The organism is Litoreibacter albidus (assembly GCF_900107015.1).
GTDB classification, from domain to species: Bacteria; Pseudomonadota; Alphaproteobacteria; order Rhodobacterales; family Rhodobacteraceae; genus Litoreibacter; species Litoreibacter albidus.
This window is the reverse complement of the sequence record NZ_FNOI01000004.1, coordinates 95,823-114,527: the sequence shown is the minus strand read 5'-3', so window position 1 is coordinate 114,527 and position 18,705 is coordinate 95,823. Positions and strand designations below refer to the sequence as shown.

Genomic DNA, 18,705 nt, shown 5'->3' with positions numbered 1-18,705 from the left:
CTTTCTGGGGTCAGATGTAAGTCAGCAAAAACAACCAGACAGACAGCGTCGCGCCGCAGACCAACGCATAGACGCCGTTCCAGCGCAGGCCGACGTGCAGCGGGCTGACTTTGCCGAATGCCGCGATCAGCAAGACCGAAGCCGTAAACGGGGAGGTTACGCCACTAAGTGCCCAGCCACTCGTCATTGCGCAGACCAATATCGCGGGGTCGATCCCCAACACGTCCGGTGAGGGCAGGAACGGCGCAAACAACGACACCGCTAGAATGGGGTTCATGCCCAGCTGGCCGGTGACGGGGATGAACCAGAAAACGCAAAGGACCAATATCCACGTCGGCATGGCTGCAAAGTTTATCCCTGCGCCTTCAATAAACGGGGAGAGCGTGGCGGCACCCAGTGAGCCGATGAAGCCTGCCATTGTCAAAAGCGTCAGCTCTTTCTTGAGGTTCGGTATGTCGGACGTGGCGAAAGCCCGCACGCGGCTGGTTATGTTTTGCAGCGGGGCGGGGCGGTTACGGTGCTGAAGCGCGATCCAAAGGACTGACGCGGCGGGCACCAGCGCCATCACCACGCCAAAGATGCGCACGCCGGTCATCAGGTGAATGGCGGCGGTGGATAGGCCAAGAAGCAACAGCAGAAGATAGAGCGACTTCATGTGCTCAAACCAGCCGCCCTCGGCTGGTCCCCGTTTTGGCGGTGGCGTGGTAAGGCGTGGCTTGAATGCTGTATCAAGCCCCCAGCCAATGCCAGCCAGTAACACGCCGCTCACGATTGTCAGTGGCAGGGCGTCCGCCCATGACGCCCCCGGTATGACGGAAAGCGTGATAGCGGAAGCAAAGGCAAGTGGCGACCAAGGCAAGGTCGCGATGAAGCCGCGTTGAACTGCGATCAAGACACGTCGGGTTCTGTGCCTGCGGACCTCTGGGTTGGTCTCGAGGGATGCAGTATCTGTGGCCAGCGCGCCCAACAGGGAAATCGACCCGTAGGTGAGTAATAACCCGAACAGGTGGCTGCCTATGGTGAGCGCGATGTAGCGCCGCCCGGGTGGTTGGCTCACCAGAAAACGGCCGCACTCTAGAATGTTGGGATCAGTAATCGCGGCGCTTCTGATGGCCGTCAGGGCGGTGAAGAACGCCGCGATGAAGCTGGCGCGGGATAGGGCGGTGAGGACCGCGCCTTGCCAGTCATCCAGTGTCCCGACTGCGAAGAATACCAAGCCGACGCCGATGGCGACAAACAACTGCACGGTGCGCGGCACCTGCGGTGTAAAGCACACGAGGCCCAATAGTGTGAACAGCGCCGCCAGATAGGACAAAATGGGCGCGCCCGTAAACTCATAGGCGGCTGTGGTCAGCAGCGTTCCGACGATCATCTGGCCGCCAAGGCGGTCGCGTCTGGTTGCGCGGGAGGGGGGCGTGATGTCGATGTTCTTAGGCTTTCCAGTTACGCAGGGGAGGGCTTACGCCGACGCCCGTTGCACCAAACGGCAGGGTATCCATATCTTTTCTTCCACCACCTCGGCGTTGGTGGAAATTCGGGTGATCAGGTCCGCCGCGCGCGATGCCATTGCGGATACGGGAAGGCGGATCGTCGTCAGTTGGTTCCCTTCCCAATTCGCCATAGGTATGTCGTCGAACCCCACGACCTTGATATCGTCCGGAAATGATGCGCCGCTGGCTTTGCGCAGCCGGTCCATGAAGCCGATGGCAAACAGATCGTTGGGGCACAGCAATCCGTCAGGACGCGGTTCTTTGGAGGCGAGTATGTCGTCTGCCATCTCGGCGCCGTCTGCATAGGTGTAGCCGCCCGCGACGACTTTAGCGGGCACGCTGTCGAGCCGCTGCAATCCGGCAAGGTGTCCCGCCAGTCGGGCTTCGCTGGTCCAGCTGCCCGTGGCGCCCTTCGCCACCCAGATGCGCTTGCATCCGCGTTCAACCAAAAGCCGCGCGGCGAGCGCACCGCCTTGGGTGACATCCGCGCAGACGGAGGCCGTAACGCCGTCCTCATCTACCCTGTTCACCAAAAGCACCTGCAATCCGGCGTCCTGAAAGGTTCGGACCAAATCTGTGGGGATGTTCATGGAGGTGAGGATAACAACGCCGACCTGATACTGCTTAAAGGTCGCGATCATTTGCTTGATGTCGTCTTCCGGCCCCATCTGCACAGAGATGGGGATAAGGCCGCACATTTGCAGCGCGTGGCTCAAGGACTGATGCAAAACCGCATGAATAGGGTTGCTCAACTCCCCCATCAGGATTCCCACGATCTGTGATCGCCGCGATGTCAGGGCTTGGGCCAGCGCATTTGGTTGATAGCCCAACTCCTCCGCGGCCTTCAGTATCCGTTGACGGGTTTCTTTTTGCACAGGTCGGTCGGGCGAGAAGGCGCGCGACACGGTGGAGCGGGAGACCCCCGCGCGCAGCGCTACATCGTCGGCGGTCACTCTTACATCTGACATTGGAGGCCTTTTAGGTAGGTGTCACAATATATTGCAGCATTAGGGCGGCCTTTGTCTACATGATTAGTGGTTGCGCGTTCACTGAAATAATTCAGTCAAACAAAGTTATACTTGACTGTATGTGGGTCTGTACGCACTGATTGTTGCACGCGTGTGCATAAATTGACGGAGAGCAAGCTCGCATCTGTAGATTTCAAGGGAGGAAGACAAATGAAGGCTCAATTGGCCAAAGGGATCACCGCCGGCGCCACCATGTTGATGATGGTTGGAACAGCGTCAGCGCAAGACATCAACTGGGATCTGGCGTTATATGGCAGCCCCGCATTTCGCGTCTCTGGGGAGAAGTTCGCGGAATATGTGAATGAGAACAGCGGCGGCAACATGAAGATCACCGTCCATAATGGCACCTTGTCGCCGACGCGCGAGGTTCTCGATAATGTCTCCATCGGCGCGTTTGAGCTTGGCTATGTCATTTCAAGCTACCACCCCGGCAAGAACCCGTTGCTATCGGTGATGGACCTGCCGTTCCTGCCACTCGACACGATGGAAGACCGCGTTGCGGTCGCGGACATGGTTTATGAGAACGCCGCAGTGAAAAAGGAATTCGCAAGCTGGGGGATCGTGCCGGTGATGACCGTCGTGCAACCCAACTATGAAGTCATGGGCAAGGGGACGCCGCCGGAAGATCTGGAGGGGTTTTCGGGCATGCGGCTAAAGGCAACAAGTGGCATCGGCAACGCGCTGGCGTCCTATGGGGCAAGCCTCGTGAATGTCAGCGGGCCGGAGCAGTACAACGCGCTGCAAACAGGCGTCATCGACGCGGTGGCTGCAACGCCATCGGCGCACGGCGGATACAAGCTGTTTGAGCTGTCGGACTGGTACACAACCGGAATGGCGGCTGGCACCGCCCATGTCACATTGGTCGGGAATGAGGCCGCTTACGCAGCCCTTCCAGACGATATGAAAGCCCTGTTCCAAGATGCCAAAGCTTACGCGACGGCTGAGACCATCAAGGCGCAGAACAATGCGGCTGAGGATTATCTGCCCGATCTGGAAAAGCACGGCCTGACAGAGGTGAAAATCAGCGACGAGACGATTGCCAAGCTGCGTGACGAGGCGGCCAAACCTGTATGGGATGCCTATGTCGCCGACATGGCCGCGAAAGGCCTGCCGGGCCAAGAGCTGCTCGATCTGGTGCTGAACGCTAAGCCTTGATGCGGTGAACGGGGGGCTGCCCCCGTTCATTCCCTTGATCCCACCCAAAAACATGCCCGGCATACGCCGGCAGGAGGCATAATGCTGGAGAAGCTAGATAGGGCTCTCATGCGGGTCGAATATCTCAGCGCATGGATAGCAGGTCTGACGATCTTTGTTGTCATGGTGCTTGTCACCGCCGAAGTTTTGATGCGCCGATTGTTCAATGCGCCAATTCAAGGTCAGGTCGACTTCATCTCCCTTGCGATGGTGACGTTCAGCCTGTTGTGCATCTCGTACTGTTACCGCCAAGCGGGGCATATCCGGATGGACATGTTGCAAAACGCGTTCAGCGGACGGTTGGCATGGGCCACGCATCTGTTGGCAACCTGCATTGGGCTGTTCCTGATCCTTGCCATCCTGCCAGGGACATGGACGCACTTCATGCGGGCGTGGACACTGGGGGACAGCACAATCGGCATAGGGCTCCCCACATGGCCCTCGAAGCTCGCGGCGCCCGTCGGGCTTGGCATCCTCGCTGTTCGCCTCACGCTGGAGTTGTGGGTGTTCGGGCGCTTGGTCCTTGACCCCACGCGCGACCCTATCGGGGTGCCCAAGGTCCCCAATCCCCTCGAAGACATGGACGTGTAAGGACAAATCATGGACCCTACTACAATCGGAGCCCTCGGTTTCATCGGCCTTGTCGTCATGGTGATGAGTGGCGTTCACATCGTATTCGCAACGGCGATTACCGGATTTCTGGGCATTGTCGCCCTCAAAGGTTGGGTCGTCGCGGTCAACATCGCGGGGATCATTCCGCACAGCGCCGGATCGAACTACCTGTTTAGCGTGCTGCCGATGTTTATCCTGATCGGCTTCTTTGCCCATTCATCAGGTATGGTGGGTGGGGCGTACCGCGCGGCGCGGGCTTGGATCGGCTGGATGCCGGGTGGGTTGGCTGTCGCGACCGTCTTGGCTGCTGGTGGCTTCGGCGCGGTCTCCGGCGCCAGTCAGGCGACGGCGGCGGTGTTTGCGCGCGTTGCCATACCGGAGCTGTTGAAGCTGAAATATAACCCGTCGATCTCTGCGGCGGCGGTTGCCGCGTCGGGTACACTCGCATCCTTGATCCCGCCGTCCGCCGCATTGGTGATCTACGGCGCCATTGTGGATGAAAGTATCGGCCGCTTGCTGCTGGCGGGCTTTATCCCCGGCATATTCTCCGCGGTTTTATACGCGGGCTTCATCATGTTGCGTTTCTCCGCGAACCCTGAACTTGGCCGCCCGATCAAGGGCATCGGTTGGGCGGAGCGGGGCAAGTCCATCGGTGGTGTGCTTCCTATCATCCTTGTGATGCTGATGATCTTGGGCGGTATGTCCACGGGCTGGACAACCCCGACAGAAGCAGGTGCCACAGGTGCTGCCATTGTGTTCACCTACGCGATCTTGCGCCGGAAAATGTCACTGGAGGGGCTGCAAACGTCGCTGATTGAGACGGCCAAGCTGACGGTCATGATCTTCTCCACCTTCTGGGGTGTCTTCATATTCTCCCGCTTCTTGGCCTTCACGCGGTTACCCACAGAAATCGCGGAGTGGCTGGTTGCCCTGCCGTACCCGACAACCGCGATTTTGTGCGCCGTCTTGGCAGGCTACGCGTTCCTAGGCATGTTCCTCAGCGCATCGGGTATGATGTTGCTGACCCTGCCGGTCATCTTCCCCGCCATCGTCGAGCTGGGCATTGACCCGATCCTGTTTGGCATCCTTGTGATCAAAATGGTCGAAATCGGTTTTATCACGCCGCCGGTTGGGCTGAACGTCTACGTCGTTGCAGGGATCAGGCCGGACATACCGATCAACGGAATTTTCCGCGCCATCTGGCCCTTCGTCATGATCGACGTCCTCACGGTCGCTTTGCTGATCATTTTCCCATCCATCACGTTGTTCCTGCCCAACCTCGTACTTGGTGCAGGCTAACAAAAGGAGGCACCTATGCCTTTCGACATCCGATCTGGTGGCTTCACCGCCGCTGTCCCCGAAACTTCCAAGCTCGAAGAAATCGCCAGCGGTCTGGGTTTCACTGAGGGGCCGATCTGGCACCCGACGGAACACTGGCTGATCTTTTCCGACATACAGGAAAGCCACCAGTACAAGTGGAGTGAGCAACAGGGGCTGAGCGTGTTTCGCACACCTTCCAATCAGGCGAACGGCAACTGCTTTGACCGCGACGGGCAGGTGATCAGCTGCGAACACGCAACGTCCCATTTGGTCCGCCATGATCACGGTGGAAAACGCGTGATGCCCATCGCGACGGAGTATCAGGGTAGGGCGTTGAACAGCCCGAACGATGTCATTTGTGATAGCAAGGGTCGCCTGTGGTTTACTGACCCCAGCTTCGGTCGCATCCGCGCCGATCTGGGTGTCCTGCGCGATCAGGATATGGCGTTTCAAGGTGTGTTCCGCCTTGATCCCGATGGCACCCTTCATCTGGTCTGTGATGATTTCCAGCAGCCCAACGGGCTTTGCCTGTCAGCGGATGAGACGCAGTTGTTTGTGAACGACAGTTGGGGTGGGCACATCCGTGTGATGGACGTGGCCGACGACGGCAGCACAACGAACGACCGCGTGTGGGCGGACGTAACTGGCGACGGCGACGGTGTGCCAGACGGTATGAAGACAACCACCGACGGTCACATCCTGTGCAACGGCCCGAGTGGTGTGCATCTGTTTAACGCCGAGGCGGACTGCCTCGGTGTGATCCTGACGCCGCAGAAGTCGACCAACTTTTGCTTCGGCGGGGACGCTCTCAGCACGTTGTACATCACCGCCTCCACATCCGTTTACCGCATCGAGACAGGGCTTACGGGCCTTGCGATGATCTAGAAGGACACCCCTCATGGACACTGAATACGAGATCGCCCCAAGCATAGAGAACACCAAAACCGCGACCTTCGTGCGGCCTAAAGTATCGTCGCGCAGCAAAGACGGCACGTTGGTATCGGTCAGCAGCAGGTCGCACCGCTGGATCATCGACGAGCCGGAAATTAAAGGCGGCACCGACCTTGGCCCGACACCGCTGGAATCTTTACTCGGCTCCCTTGTGGGGTGCAAAAGTGTTGTCTTGAAGCTTGTCGCGCAAGCCATTGGTTTTGCCTACGACGAGCTTACAATCGACTGCGAGGGCACGGCAGACATGCGCGGCGCGCGCGGGGTTAAAGGCGTGCGGCCCTATTTTTCCTCCGTCACATTGGTGATTGAGTTGACCACCGACGAGGACAGCAAGCGTCTTGAGCTACTGCGCCGAAACGTGGAGCAGCGTTGCCCTGTTATGAATCTGTTCGAAAGCGCCGATGTAGAGATGAACGTTACGTGGCGCACGCGTCCAACCGCCGCCTCAGCACAAAAGGACATAAAATGACCCGCATTCCCCCAGCTGACCCGAACGCGTATTCGGACGCGACGAAGGCCTTCTTGCAAGCGCGCGAGGAGGTACTTGGTTTCGTGCCGAACTCCATCAAAGTCATGGCGCGGCGCCCCAGTGTAGGGGAGGCTTACGTTAAGCTGTCTGACGCCGTCATCTTCGGCCCCGAAATGACAACGCCTGTCATTCTGCGGCGGATGGTGCAGCACATGGCAAGCTTCGCGGCTGGGTGCCTCTACTGTCAGGCCCATACTGCGAAGATCGTGGCGGAGCTTAGTGAAGACGAGCAAAAGATGACCCAGATATGGGAGTTCGAAACCAACGATCTGTTTTCCGAGGCCGAACGTGCGGCGCTAAGGTTTGCCATGTCGGCTGCTGCCGTGCCCAATCTTGTAACCGACGACATGATGGCTGAGATGCGCGAGCATTTTACCGATGACGAGATTGTGGAGCTGCTGGCCTGCGTGTCGGTGATGGGCTTCATGAACCGTTGGAATGACACCCTTGCAACGACGTTGGAGGAAGGCCCCCGCGCGGCGGCAGAGAAAACCATCGGCACCAAGGGGTGGGACGTGGGCCAACACGGCTAGCTCTGGCCGTGCGGTCCTGAGCCCTCCCGCAGGACCGCAGAAAAATGGCCACGAGGCGCACCTGCTTCGGCTAGCTTTCCCGCACCCGAAGCAGGTATGCTGCCTCCATAAGAGGAGAGCACTATGATTTTAGACAAAGGTATGGCCGCGGTTGTGACTGGCGGCGGTTCTGGGCTTGGTGAAGCCACCGCGCGTGCGCTGGCGGACAAGGGGTTGAAGGTCGCCATTTTTGACCGCAATGCCGAGGCTGGCGAAGCCGTTGCCGCTGATATCGGCGGTTTGTTTTGCAACGCCGATGTGACAGATGCTGACAGCATGGCGGCGGCCTTTGGTGCCGCGCGCGCAGCCCACGGGCAAGAACGCGTTTTGGTTAGCTGCGCGGGGATCGCGCCAGGGGCCAAGACAGTCTCCAAGGGGGAGCCGCACGACGCGCAATTGTTCCGCACAACGCTGGATATCAACCTCTACGGCGTCTTTTTGGCGTCATCTCTCTCTGCGGCTGGCATGTCGGAGGCCGAAGCGTTGAACGATGACGGCGAGCGCGGGGTTATCATCAACACCGCCTCCATCGCGGCGTTTGACGGGCAAATGGGCCAGATCGCCTATGCGGCCTCGAAAGCTGGCATTGTGGGGATGACCTTGCCAATGGCGCGGGATCTTAGCCGCTCCGGCGTGCGGGTCATGGCAATTGCGCCCGGCCTGTTTGGCACCCCCATGATGAAGGGGTTGCCACAAGAGGTGCAGGACTCGCTCGCCGACAAAACGCCGTTCCCCCAACGCCTAGGTGATCCTGCGGAGTTCGCGTCGATGGTTTGCACGATTTGCGAAAATACCATGATGAACGGCGAAGTGATCCGCCTTGATGGGGCAATTCGTATGGCCGCACGCTAGCGGCCTACGCGGCGGTTGATCTAAGGCCCAAAATCGCGCGCGCCTGTTGCCATGTGGCGACGGGGCGCTCGTATTTTTCGCACAGGTCAACCGCACGTTGCACCAACGCCGCGTTTGACGGGGCCAACGTGTTCCGGTCCAGACGGATGTTATCCTCCAACCCCGTGCGCGTGTGCCCACCCTGCAAGATTGACCATTCGTTGACCTGTATCTGTGCAGGCCCAACGCCCGCAGCACACCATTGCGCGTCAGGGGCGAGCCGGTTCAACGTCTCTATATAAAAGTCAAAGATGCGCTTGTCCGCGGGCATCGCGTTCTTCACCCCCATGACAAACTGCACATAGAGCGGACCTTTCAGTCGCCCGTCTTGCGCCATGCGGGTGGCTTGTACGATGTGGCTCAGGTCGAAGGCCTCTATCTCTGGCTTGATGTCGTATTTGATCATCTCTGCGGCAAGCCAGTCCACCAGATCGGGGCTGTTTTCATAGACCCGCTTGGGGAAGTTGTTTGACCCCACTGACAGCGAGGCCATGTCCGGCGCAAGGGGCAGCATGCCGCCACGCTCCACCCCCGCACCGGAGCGCCCGCCGGTGGAGAGCTGTACGATCATTCCGGGGCAATGTTTCTCAATGCCCTCTTTCAGGCGGGCAAATCGCTCCGGGTCGGAGGTGGGCTTGCCAGCCTCATCGCGAACGTGGCAGTGCGCGATCGACGCGCCTGCTTCAAAACTGGCGTGGGTGCTTTCAATTTGCTCGGAAACGGTCACGGGTACAGCAGGGTTATCTGCCTGTGTGGGAACGGATCCCGTGATGGCGGCGCATATTATGCATGGGGTCGACATCGGCCTGTTCCTCATATCGCGTTGGCGTGCACAACGAGATGTTAAGCCATGCCGTATTCAGATGCCATGCGGTCTTGCAAAACAGCCCGAACGGGGCTTGCAGTGGCGGCGGACAGGGTCGAGCCGCCACTGATGGTGTCCTGCCGTTAGCAGTGAGCTATGGCCTGTGCCATGTCCCGTAGAACGTTGTTGTAGAGGTCTGGGCCTGCAGTCTGGTTCACCCCCATCGGGTCGAGGATAGCCGCGTTGGCGTCGGTGCCTTCCAATACGGTGTCCACCAGCCCAGCGGAGAACTGCGGCTCAGAGAAGGCGCAGGACACCTTCAGGTCGCGGACCAAAGTTTGGATGCGTTCCACACGCGCCGGGCCAGGAGCGGAGGCGTCGCTAATGGAGATCGACGCTTTGGACCCCACGTCGAACCTGTCCTCAAAGTAGCGGTAGGCGTCGTGGAAGACGACGAAAGCCTTACCTTTTACGGGCGTCAGGATTTCGGTGATGTCGTTGATCGTGGCTTCAAGTTCTGCCTGTGCGGCCTCTGCGTTGGCCGTGTAGGTCGCGGCATTTTCTGGATCCAACGCGGATAGCTCGGCCACGATAACCGGCAGCCACGCGAGCGCGTTGTCGGGGTTCAACCAAGCGTGCGGGTCGGTTCCTTCGTGATCATGCGCATGGCCTTCATGCCCACCGTGGTCATGCTCCGCCTCATGCTCACCGTGGTCGTGCTCGGCGTCATGTTTGTGCTCTTCCTCGTGCTCATGCTCGCCGTGGTCGTGCTCGGCGTCGTGTTTATGCTCTTCTTCGTGCTCATCGTGCGCGTCTTCAATCGCTGCATCATGGTCGCGGAACTCATGTGTCTGGGTCTGTGCCAAGTCCAGAAACGCCACGTTCGCAGCCGTCGACGCGAGCTTCTTCAGCATCGGTTCCAGAGGGGGCGTCAATGCTTCGCCCATCCAGAAAACCGCGTCCGCTTGCTCTAGCGCTGCGGCTTGAGACGGGCGCAAGGCGAAGCTGTGTGGGGATACATTTGCCGGCAGCAGCAACTCAGGTTTGCCCAAGTCGCCCATGACCTGCGCCACTAAGGAATGCACGGGGGCAATGTCGGTGACGACGCGTGGGACGTCTGCCATCGACAGCGTAGGAATAGTCGCGAAAAGCGTGGCGAGTGTTGGACGGATCATGGGGCACCTGTGTTATTGTATAACGTGTCGCGCTTTGCTACACGTTACCCTATAACACATCAACCCCAAGATTTAGGAGCCGCCATGGATTCGCTCGGATTTAAGCATCACGATCATTCGACCTGCATTTCTGGCGGGGTGGCTGCTGTCATCCAGAGCTGCAAAGAGGCGGGGCTTCAATTCACACCGGTTCGCAAGCGTGTGCTGGAACTCCTGCTGGAGCGTCACCGCGCGGTTGGTGCGTATGAGATTCTGGATACCCTGCGTGAGGAAGGATTGGGCTCCCAACCGCCCGTCGCCTACCGCGCGTTGGATTTCTTGGTGAAGCACGGCTTCGCCCATAAGATTGAGCGTCTGAACGCGTTCATCGCCTGCGCCCATCCCGGCGACAACCACTCACCGGCATTTCTGATTTGCCGCAGTTGCGACGCGGTTGCAGAAACCGCAACGGTCGCGGCAGGGGGGCGGCTCGGGCAGGCGGCAGAGGAAACCGGATTCACTATCGAACGCACGGTTTTAGAGGCGGAGGGCGTCTGCCCGAACTGCCAAGGAAAGCCTGAATGACGGTACTGGTCGACTTCAAAAACGTGAACCTGCGCCACGGCGCGCAGCACGTTCTGGACGATGTGAATATAAACATCGTCGCGGGGGAGATCGTCACGATTGTCGGTCCCAACGGGTCTGGCAAATCGTCCCTGTTGCGTGCGCTGATCGGCGCACTGACCCCTGCGTCCGGTCGTATCGAGCGCGCGGAGGGGTTGCGTATCGGCTACGTGCCGCAAAAACTGCACATTGACCCCACCTTGCCGATGACCGTGCGCAGGTTTCTGAGTATGCCGCGCAAGATCACGGATAAGGTGGCGACCGAGGCTCTGATACAGGCCGGTGTGCCGGACTTGGCGTCGCGGCAGATGTCGACCCTGTCGGGTGGGCAGTTTCAGCGCGTCTTGCTTGCACGGGCGTTGCTGCACAAACCGCAGCTGCTGCTGTTGGATGAGGCAACGCAAGGGCTGGACCAGCCAGGCTCCGCCGCGTTCTACCGCCACATCGAGAAGGTGCGCGACGAGCTGGATTGCGCGGTGCTGATGATCAGCCATGAACTCCACGTGGTGATGAGCGCGTCTGACCGTGTGATCTGCCTGAACGGGCATGTGTGCTGCGAGGGTAAGCCAGACGTTGTGGCCTCCGCGCCCGAATACCGCGCCTTGTTCGGCTCCGGCACGAGGGGCGCACTGGCGCTTTACCGTCACGATCACGACCATGCACATGGCGACGGATGCAATCACGATCACAGCCATGAGGCAGCAGAATAATGCTAGACAGTTTTCTTGCCCGCGCGGCCCTTGCAGGGCTTGGCGTCGCCTTGGCCGCTGCGCCGCTCGGGTGCTTTGTGGTGTGGCGCCGGATGGCGTATTTCGGTGATGCGACAGCGCATGCGTCAATCTTGGGCGTCGCATTGGCGTTGAGCTTCAACATGTCGGTGTTCACAGGCGTCTTGGTCGTGGCGCTCATCATGGCGACGACCGTGTCGACCCTGTCGGGGCGCGGCTATGCAATGGACACTCTGCTGGGGGTCATGGCGCATTCGGCCATTGCCTTCGGCTTGGTCGCCGTGTCGTTCTTGGAAGGTGTGCGCATCGACCTGATGGCCTATCTGTTTGGTGACATCCTTGCGGTGGGGCGGACGGATTTGGCGGTCATTTGGGGCGGTGCGCTGCTGGTTATAGCCCTTGTTGGTTGGCGGTGGCAAAAGCTGCTGACGGCGACGGTGAGCCCAGACTTGGCCTATGCCAACGGGATCGACCCGAAGCGCGAACAGCTGGTGTTGACCATCGCCCTTGCGGTGGTTGTGGCCGTTGCCATCAAAGTCGTCGGTGTCCTGCTTATTGCGGCCTTGCTGGTCATCCCAGCCGCAGCGGCGCGGCCACTATCGCAAACCCCAGAACGCATGGCCGCAATCGCGGCGGTGATCGGTGCGCTGTCGGCTTTGGGGGGCTTGCACCTTGCGTATACGTTCGACACGCCCGCTGGCCCCACGATGGTCTGCGTGGCCGCCGTGATGTTCGCGCTAAGCAGTGTCGTCAGTCTGGTGCGTGGCTAACCTCAAGAGGGTTGCGGACCGCGGGTGACTTGCGGGTTTCGGAGGGCTTTCAATCTAGACACCTGCGCCAATCACACTTCGGCGCAGGCCGAATTATGCGCTGCCATCAACCGCGTCAAACTAAAGGTCGATCTCCACGACTCCGTCTTTAGCGGCTGCGCGGGATTGGCACAGGATGATGGATTTGGCGCGGTCGGCGTTCGAGAGCACGAAGTCGCGGTGCTCCACGTCGCCGGATATCAGACCGCACTTACACACGCCGCACAGCCCGTCGGCGCATTTCACATCCACATGGATACCCGCGCGCAGCAGGGCGTCGGTCGGGGCCTCGTCCTTGCTGACGGCAATATCTTTGCCCGATTGCGCCAGCCGGAGGGTGAAGTCGTGGTTCACATAGTCCGGCTGCTCTGGGACCGAGAAGAACTCCAAGTGGCGCGTGTCTTCTGGGAAGCCGTTAACCTCTGCGGTGTCCATAACGGCGTTCATATAGGCCTCTGGGCCGCAGGTGTAGACATGTGCGTTGGTGCGGGGTTTCAGCGTTGCCGTTAGGTCGCAGCGCGAGCCTTCGTCAGAGAAGTGATAATGGACTTTGTCGGACCACGGCATCGCGGACAGATCGCCGATGAAACCTGCGCCTTCGCGTGTAGAGCACGAGTAATGGACCGCGAAGTCGCGGCCCAAGGCATGCAAGCGATGCGCCATGGCGATCATTGGTGTGACGCCGATTCCGCCGCCCATCAAGTAACTAAAAGAGGCGTCTTCGATCAGGGGGAAGTGGTTGATCGGTTTGGAGATGTGGACACGGCGGCCTTCTTCAAAGACGCGGTGCATCAGTTTGGAGCCGCCACGCCCGCCATCTTCGCGCAGAACCGCGATCTGATATTTGCTTCGGTCCGCAGGGTCGCCGGACAGCGAGTATTGCCGCAAGAATTCGGGGGCGACGACAACGTCAATGTGGGCGCCAGCCTCCACTGGTGGCATGTCGGAGCCGTCGGGCATGGAAAACTCGTACTTCGTCACGCCACCGCTCAGCTTTTCTACTTTCGAGATGATCACGCCCAGAACAGGGCTCTCTGTTTGGTCGGCGGTGTAGATGTGCTCTGTTGGTTGTCCTGCCGCACGGCGCGCTTTGTGCTCTGCCGCTGGGATCATGGCCTCATACGCGGCGATGCCGGCTTCGCGGTCCATGGGGTAGGGGTAGGCATAGGGCGGCGGTGCTAGCGGCGCGGGATAGACGGCGAGTGTCTGATCCTCGTAGCGCAGTTCCAAATCGGTTTGCAGACCGCGCGCGTTCACCGGATGGGGCGACGGGCGGTAGGCGCCATCGTCAACCATCTCCAGATCCCACCACCACTTTTTCACGGCGTTAATTTGACCCTGACCGGCCATGTCGTCGAGCTTGGCCAAGGCTTTGGCGGCCTGCGGGACTGTCATGGCCAGTTTGCGAAATGGGGCCTCGGAGAACAGACCTTCCAGATTCCACGGGCAGGTTTTCATGCAGCGCCCGCACATTGCGCCGTTCTTCTGGCTGACACGGTAGGTCGTACATTTCTGGCTATCTGACTTCCAGATTTCATAGCCGTTGAACATCAGCTTCGGCCCTGCGGTGATCGCGCCCGACGGGCACTCGCGGGCGCATTTGTTGCAGGCATCGCAGAACTTTTGCAGGCCGAAGTCGATGGGCTTGTCATGCGTCATCGGCATGTTCGTGGTGACAACGCCGGATTTCAGGCGGGGGCCAAGGAACGGGTTCAGGATGACTTCGCCGATGCGAGATACCTCTCCCAAGCCGGACAGTAGCAACAGTGGCGGGTGCAGCACCTCGTCGTCCATGGAAGAGTGCACGCGGGCGGTGTAGCCAAGGTTGCGCAAGTGCTGCGCCAAAACGCCGCCCAGTAACGAGAAGCGCAGGTAGGCGCGCATGGATTGGGCGCAGGCAATCCAGTCGTCGCCGGACGCGCCCTCCATGGTTTCGTGGCCTTGGTCGATAACCATGGAAATGGCATTGGTATGATAGGGCGTGATCGGCTGCCCAGCCGCGTCGTGGCTGTAATAGGTCCAATCGGGGCAGACGCTAAGGCCTGCGGCATCCACCCCGAGCCAATAGAGCAGGGCCTTGATGTTCGCGGCATTGCGGTCGGCGTCCCGCGTGCTGTCGTGCACGGGGGCGGCATCGCCGTCTTGTAGTAAGACCAGCGCACCAAGCGAGGTGCGAAAGGCGAAGGCGGAGGCGGATTTGCGTACGAAGTTACCGTTTTTCGTGGCGTCCTGCACAGTTTTCCCCATATCGCCGAACAGGCCGCGCACGAACAGGTTTGCCCGTTTTGGGACACGCGCGACATTCGGCGCGTCAATATAGGTGGTCGGGCTGTCCACGCGCTTCAGCGTCTCGAAGGGGTGCGGGCCATCGGCAAAGCGGCGTTTTGCAAACGGGTCATGCGTGCGGGCGGTTTTGGCTTGGCTTCCCAGCCCCAAGCGCCATTCGCGCCCGGGTTTGGCGGCGCTGGCCAATGGCGCGTCGGGGGCCATGGCGAGGGTCGTGGTCACTACCGCCAGCCCGTACCGTGTGCCTAGGAACGGGTTGGACCCATCCGCGCGGTTCAGCCCTGCGGCGACGGCGAGCTTTCCAAGATGCACGTCAGTCGCCGCCATGGAATGCGCCCGCGCATCGTAGCCCAGCGTTCGGATGTAGGAGGCGAGCGTTACCGCGCTTTCCATTCCGCGTAGACAAGCGCGTTGGTCTTGGGCGTCTTTGAACCAGTCCGTGCCATCCTCCCCCGTTTCGGGGTCGCGGGGCATGTCATAAAGAAACACAAGCGCATTGGTGTGATGATCGCAGGCTTGCGGGGAGGCACGCATGCTTTCGCGCAGCCCCGCCATGATCACGTCGATACCAGCGGCCAAGGTTTTCGGCTGCAACGTGCGCAGCTTTTCGGCCAGCCGGTCGACGTCCGGATTTGCCAGCGGGGTATCCAACCATGCCTCAGGCGGGATGGCGCATGTGCCGACCATGGACGCATCACAGAAGTACCCAAAGGCCTTTAGATGATTGGCGCGTTCGGTCAGGTCCGATGGGATTTCAGCGATTTCCTTTTTGACCAACCCGTCGCGGGTGGCGTCAAGCATGGCTTGGTAGTCTTGCATCGCGTTAACGATGCTTAGCGTGTCATCTGGGCGTCGGAAACTCACCTGCTCCATGCCGGGTACCCCATCCAGCTGAACACTGTTGGCCCGATCCAGCTTTTCCAGCGGGTAGGGGCCCAGATGTACCGGGCGATCTTTGTAGGAGAAGAGTTTTGTCATGGGTGCAGTTTCATCGTTCCGTTGGCACGCGGCGTGTAACGCTTGTTCTCGCCGCTGTTCATCGGCACTGTCACGGAGCGAAGGAAGCGGGTCAAGAGAGGAACGGGCGCGATATGACGGGGCAGATCAAAGGCTTGCTGTTCGATAAGGACGGGACACTTCTGGATTTTAACGCGACATGGGGGCAGTGGGCCGCCGGATTTCTGGGGGAGTTGGCGGCGGGTGACGCTGCGCTGGTGACGCGTATGGGCGACGCTATCGGCTACGACGTGGCGGCGGGAATGTTTCACCCAAGCAGTCCCGTGATTGCAGGCACCTCGGACGTGGCGATTGACTTGTTGCTCCCGTTCTTGCCGCATTGGGAGCGTGCGGCGCTGCTCGAGCACGGCAACGCCGCCGCCGCGCGGGCGCCCCTCGTCGCCCCGTGCCCGCTGTCTGCGCTATTCGATGAGTTCGACACGCGGGGGCTGGCCGTTGGCGTTGCCACCAATGACGCGGAAAGCTCCGCCATCGCTCACGTGCGGGCGCTGGGGCTGGAAGGACGGTTCGCCCGCGTTCTGGGGTTCGATTCCGGCTATGGGGGCAAGCCCGCGCCAGAAATGCTCTGGGCGTTCTCTCGTCACTGCGGGCTGGAGCCTGCACAGGTCGCCATGATCGGCGACAGCACGCATGACTTGCACGCGGGGCGCGCCGCTGGGATGGTCTGCGTCGGTGTTCTGACAGGGCCTGCAACCCGCGAGGAATTAACCCCACATGCCGATGTTGTGCTGAACAGCGTGGCGGACCTGCCTGACTGGCTTGATGGGCATACCGGTTAAGCTTGCGGTGAAGGCAGCCTTAGGCACAGGTCTCGGGCGCTTGACGGAAGGTTGTCCGCTGAATGCCGACTGGTGCCGCACCGGCAAGCGTGAAGGTTTTTAGGGTTTTTCCGGAGGTTTTTGGCTTTTCCTTAATAGTTTTGCGCCAGATGTGGCCTCAGAATTGACGAGAGGCATCACATGTACGGCTTGGTTCATCGCGCGCTTCAATGCTTTGCACAGGACATCTACGGTGAGGAGCTGTGGTTAAAGGTGGTCGACGACGCGGGGCTTCAGCTGCGCGAATACGAGGCTATGCTTATGTATCCGGACGACCAGCTGGAGAGCGTGCTGGCCGCACTGTCCACGCATCTTGGGCGCACGGTAGCGCAGGTGTCTGAAGACGTCGGGGCCTATCTTGTGACCCACGACCGGATGGAGCCGGTGCGCAGGCTTTTGCGCTTCGGCGGGACGACCTTTGAAGAGTTCGTGTTGTCGCTGGACGACCTGCATGACCGCGTGAAACTTGCCTTACCCGATCTGGATTTGCCGCAGTTGGAAGTTGATGTTCATTCGCACACGTCGTTCAGCGTCGTGCTTTACACGCGACAACCGGGGTTTGGCGCAGTGCTGCTGGGCATTCTCAGGGCGATGGGGGATGACTACGGTGCGCTGGTGGTTCTCAACCTTGCGCGCGCCACACGCGATGGAAAGGCGGCGGAGTGGGTCACTGTGGAGCTGTTCGAGGCGGATTTTAGCTCTGGCCGCGACTTTGGGCTTATCGCCGAAACCGGTGCGTCATGAACAGCGCGGGAGCGATTGATGCGCCCGCAAGCTATGTGCCCTTTGATCAGGATGTGCTTGGCGCGTTGATGCCCATGCATCTGCATATCTCTCCCACTGGCCATATTGCATCCGTGGGGCCGACTTTGGCGAAGTTGCGGCCCAACGATGATTTGGTTGGCCAACGGCTTCTAGAGGTGTTTGAGATCAAGCGCCCCCTACACGTCAACCATTTTAGCGATCTGCTGGAACATGAAAGCTGTCTGATCAGGACGCGATTTAGGAAGGGGGATCGGCTGGGCATGAAGGGCTTGTTTGTGCCCCTTAGTGCGCAGCCGCCGCTGCAACCCGATCGGCGTGGGGCGTCGGACAGCGACCTTGTTCTGCGCCCCACATCGGAGCGATCAGCCGCGCGCAGCTTGCAGCCATCACGCGGGGCGTTGATCAACTTGTCGCTTGGCGTCAATGTCGTGGACGCAGTGCAGCGCTATCGCCTGAGTGGCGCGGATTTTGCGCCAGCCGACCCAACGGTCGACATGCTGTATCTGATAGAGGCCAAATCCGTTGCGCTGGAGGAATCCAAACGCCTTAACGCGCGGTTAGAGGGCGCGCGGGTTGCGGCGGAGGTGCAGGCCTTTACCGACACGTTGACGGGCCTGCAAAACCGCCGAAGCATGGACGCACTTCTGCACGAGCTTGAAAAGTCCGATCAACCGTTCGGGCTAATGCATCTGGATCTGGATTACTTCAAGCAGGTCAACGATACCTTCGGGCATGGGGCGGGGGACTACGTGCTGAAACATGTCTCCGGCGTTTTGCAGGACGAGACACGCGCCGGTGATCTGGTGGCACGGGTCGGAGGGGACGAATTTGTGCTGGTTTTCAGGGGCTGCGTTGATCTGGCGGTGCTTGAGGGAATCGCATGGCGGATTATCTCGCGGCTAGAGCAGCCGGTGCCTTACGGTGACGATGTGTGCCGTATATCTGCCAGTATCGGGACGACGCTCTCCAGCTTTTACGCGAAACCGATGGCGGACCGCATGCTGCAAGATGCAGACCGCGCGTTATACTCATCCAAGGGCAAGGGGCGTGCCTGTCACACCGTATTTGACCCAGCGGACGCGCAGATTGTCGAGGAGTAAACGCCAAGACTT

General features: G+C 60.0%; 18 protein-coding genes. 13 read left to right on the top strand and 5 right to left on the bottom strand.

The features are described from left to right. Positions 1-10 precede the first annotated feature (10 nt). Both BLW66_RS10970 and BLW66_RS10965 read right to left on the bottom strand, forming a co-directional pair. A complete protein-coding gene (locus tag BLW66_RS10970; protein WP_089947202.1) occupies positions 11-1,372 on the bottom strand; it encodes a hypothetical protein in 1,362 nt (453 codons plus the stop codon). An 87-nt stretch (positions 1,373-1,459) separates the two neighbouring features. After that, entirely contained in the window at positions 1,460-2,458 is a 999-nt protein-coding gene (locus BLW66_RS10965; protein ID WP_089947201.1) for a LacI family DNA-binding transcriptional regulator, read from the bottom strand. 210 nt (positions 2,459-2,668) lie between these two features. Here BLW66_RS10965 and dctP point away from each other — a divergent pair, with 210 nt between their 5' ends. The 7 genes from dctP to BLW66_RS10930 all read left to right on the top strand — a co-directional run bounded on the left by dctP (position 2,669) and on the right by BLW66_RS10930 (position 8,548). After that, positions 2,669-3,673, top strand: coding sequence for a TRAP transporter substrate-binding protein DctP (gene dctP / locus BLW66_RS10960; RefSeq protein ID WP_089947200.1), 1,005 nt, complete (start codon positions 2,669-2,671; stop codon positions 3,671-3,673). A gap of 81 nt (positions 3,674-3,754) precedes the next feature. Next, positions 3,755-4,303: a TRAP transporter small permease gene (locus BLW66_RS10955; RefSeq protein ID WP_089947199.1), complete on the top strand. Its 549-nt coding sequence runs from the start codon at positions 3,755-3,757 to the stop codon at positions 4,301-4,303. A 9-nt stretch (positions 4,304-4,312) separates the two neighbouring features. Beyond that, positions 4,313-5,623: a TRAP transporter large permease gene (locus tag BLW66_RS10950; protein ID WP_089947198.1), complete on the top strand. Its 1,311-nt coding sequence runs from the start codon at positions 4,313-4,315 to the stop codon at positions 5,621-5,623. A gap of 15 nt (positions 5,624-5,638) precedes the next feature. Beyond that, positions 5,639-6,529, top strand: a complete 891-nt coding sequence (locus BLW66_RS10945) for an SMP-30/gluconolactonase/LRE family protein (RefSeq protein WP_089947197.1) — start codon at positions 5,639-5,641, stop codon at positions 6,527-6,529. A 13-nt stretch (positions 6,530-6,542) separates the two neighbouring features. Then, positions 6,543-7,064 (top strand): OsmC family protein, encoded by a 522-nt coding sequence (locus tag BLW66_RS10940; protein WP_089947196.1) that lies wholly within the window; start codon positions 6,543-6,545, stop codon positions 7,062-7,064. Next, positions 7,061-7,657 (top strand): carboxymuconolactone decarboxylase family protein, encoded by a 597-nt coding sequence (locus BLW66_RS10935; protein ID WP_089947195.1) that lies wholly within the window; start codon positions 7,061-7,063, stop codon positions 7,655-7,657. The genes BLW66_RS10940 and BLW66_RS10935 overlap by 4 nt, the downstream gene beginning before the upstream one ends. 123 nt (positions 7,658-7,780) lie before the next feature. Then, entirely contained in the window at positions 7,781-8,548 is a 768-nt protein-coding gene (locus BLW66_RS10930) for an SDR family NAD(P)-dependent oxidoreductase (protein WP_089947194.1), read from the top strand. A 4-nt stretch (positions 8,549-8,552) separates the two neighbouring features. Here the strand turns inward: BLW66_RS10930 and BLW66_RS10925 are convergent, their stop codons facing one another. Beyond that, entirely contained in the window at positions 8,553-9,389 is an 837-nt protein-coding gene (locus BLW66_RS10925; protein WP_089947193.1) for a 3-oxoadipate:acetyl-CoA acetyltransferase, read from the bottom strand. 146 nt (positions 9,390-9,535) lie between these two features. Continuing rightward, the gene (locus tag BLW66_RS10920; protein ID WP_244508627.1) at positions 9,536-10,567 is read right to left on the bottom strand and encodes a zinc ABC transporter substrate-binding protein; all 1,032 of its coding nucleotides are present in this window, start codon (positions 10,565-10,567) and stop codon (positions 9,536-9,538) included. A gap of 84 nt (positions 10,568-10,651) precedes the next feature. On the opposite strand from BLW66_RS10920, the gene BLW66_RS10915 reads away from it, so the two are divergent. Genes BLW66_RS10915 through BLW66_RS10905 form a run of 3 tightly spaced genes read left to right on the top strand, consistent with a single transcriptional unit; the run spans position 10,652 to position 12,668 of the window. Beyond that, complete coding sequence (locus tag BLW66_RS10915) at positions 10,652-11,131, top strand: Fur family transcriptional regulator (RefSeq protein WP_089947192.1); 480 nt, start codon at positions 10,652-10,654, stop codon at positions 11,129-11,131. Beyond that, positions 11,128-11,880, top strand: a complete 753-nt coding sequence (locus BLW66_RS10910) for an ATP-binding cassette domain-containing protein (RefSeq protein ID WP_089947191.1) — start codon at positions 11,128-11,130, stop codon at positions 11,878-11,880. The genes BLW66_RS10915 and BLW66_RS10910 overlap by 4 nt, the downstream gene beginning before the upstream one ends. Beyond that, on the top strand, positions 11,880-12,668 hold the full coding sequence (locus BLW66_RS10905) for a metal ABC transporter permease (RefSeq protein ID WP_089947190.1): 789 nt from the start codon (positions 11,880-11,882) through the stop codon (positions 12,666-12,668). The genes BLW66_RS10910 and BLW66_RS10905 overlap by 1 nt, the downstream gene beginning before the upstream one ends. 120 nt (positions 12,669-12,788) lie before the next feature. Here BLW66_RS10905 and BLW66_RS10900 read toward each other — a convergent pair whose 3' ends face one another. Then, a complete protein-coding gene (locus BLW66_RS10900) occupies positions 12,789-15,971 on the bottom strand; it encodes a reductive dehalogenase (protein ID WP_089947189.1) in 3,183 nt (1,060 codons plus the stop codon). 113 nt (positions 15,972-16,084) lie between these two features. On the opposite strand from BLW66_RS10900, the gene BLW66_RS10895 reads away from it, so the two are divergent. The 3 genes from BLW66_RS10895 (at position 16,085) to BLW66_RS10885 (ending at position 18,693) form a co-directional block, all read left to right on the top strand. Continuing rightward, complete coding sequence (locus tag BLW66_RS10895) at positions 16,085-16,789, top strand: HAD family hydrolase (RefSeq protein ID WP_089947188.1); 705 nt, start codon at positions 16,085-16,087, stop codon at positions 16,787-16,789. Between the two features lie 180 nt (positions 16,790-16,969). Further along, the gene (locus tag BLW66_RS10890; protein ID WP_089947187.1) at positions 16,970-17,572 is read left to right on the top strand and encodes a heme NO-binding domain-containing protein; all 603 of its coding nucleotides are present in this window, start codon (positions 16,970-16,972) and stop codon (positions 17,570-17,572) included. Further along, complete coding sequence (locus BLW66_RS10885; RefSeq protein WP_089947186.1) at positions 17,569-18,693, top strand: diguanylate cyclase domain-containing protein; 1,125 nt, start codon at positions 17,569-17,571, stop codon at positions 18,691-18,693. The genes BLW66_RS10890 and BLW66_RS10885 overlap by 4 nt, the downstream gene beginning before the upstream one ends. The last annotated feature ends 12 nt before the right edge of the window (positions 18,694-18,705 follow it).

Bases quoted from the DNA above. Each gene is read 5' to 3' on its own strand.
- BLW66_RS10895 (WP_089947188.1), top strand. From the start codon at position 16,085: ATGACGGGGCAGATCAAAGGCTTGCTGTTCGATAAGGACGGGACACTT.
- BLW66_RS10950 (WP_089947198.1), top strand. From the start codon at position 4,313: ATGGACCCTACTACAATCGGAGCCCTCGGTTTCATCGGCCTTGTCGTC.
- BLW66_RS10925 (WP_089947193.1), bottom strand. From the start codon at position 9,389: ATGTCGACCCCATGCATAATATGCGCCGCCATCACGGGATCCGTTCCC.
- BLW66_RS10965 (WP_089947201.1), bottom strand. From the start codon at position 2,458: ATGTCAGATGTAAGAGTGACCGCCGACGATGTAGCGCTGCGCGCGGGG.
- BLW66_RS10890 (WP_089947187.1), top strand. From the start codon at position 16,970: ATGTACGGCTTGGTTCATCGCGCGCTTCAATGCTTTGCACAGGACATC.
- BLW66_RS10905 (WP_089947190.1), top strand. From the start codon at position 11,880: ATGCTAGACAGTTTTCTTGCCCGCGCGGCCCTTGCAGGGCTTGGCGTC.
- BLW66_RS10970 (WP_089947202.1), bottom strand. From the start codon at position 1,372: ATGATCGTCGGAACGCTGCTGACCACAGCCGCCTATGAGTTTACGGGC.
- BLW66_RS10900 (WP_089947189.1), bottom strand. From the start codon at position 15,971: ATGACAAAACTCTTCTCCTACAAAGATCGCCCGGTACATCTGGGCCCC.
- BLW66_RS10885 (WP_089947186.1), top strand. From the start codon at position 17,569: ATGAACAGCGCGGGAGCGATTGATGCGCCCGCAAGCTATGTGCCCTTT.
- BLW66_RS10945 (WP_089947197.1), top strand. From the start codon at position 5,639: ATGCCTTTCGACATCCGATCTGGTGGCTTCACCGCCGCTGTCCCCGAA.
- dctP (WP_089947200.1), top strand. From the start codon at position 2,669: ATGAAGGCTCAATTGGCCAAAGGGATCACCGCCGGCGCCACCATGTTG.
- BLW66_RS10935 (WP_089947195.1), top strand. From the start codon at position 7,061: ATGACCCGCATTCCCCCAGCTGACCCGAACGCGTATTCGGACGCGACG.
- BLW66_RS10955 (WP_089947199.1), top strand. From the start codon at position 3,755: ATGCTGGAGAAGCTAGATAGGGCTCTCATGCGGGTCGAATATCTCAGC.
- BLW66_RS10915 (WP_089947192.1), top strand. From the start codon at position 10,652: ATGGATTCGCTCGGATTTAAGCATCACGATCATTCGACCTGCATTTCT.
- BLW66_RS10930 (WP_089947194.1), top strand. From the start codon at position 7,781: ATGATTTTAGACAAAGGTATGGCCGCGGTTGTGACTGGCGGCGGTTCT.
- BLW66_RS10920 (WP_244508627.1), bottom strand. From the start codon at position 10,567: ATGATCCGTCCAACACTCGCCACGCTTTTCGCGACTATTCCTACGCTG.
- BLW66_RS10910 (WP_089947191.1), top strand. From the start codon at position 11,128: ATGACGGTACTGGTCGACTTCAAAAACGTGAACCTGCGCCACGGCGCG.
- BLW66_RS10940 (WP_089947196.1), top strand. From the start codon at position 6,543: ATGGACACTGAATACGAGATCGCCCCAAGCATAGAGAACACCAAAACC.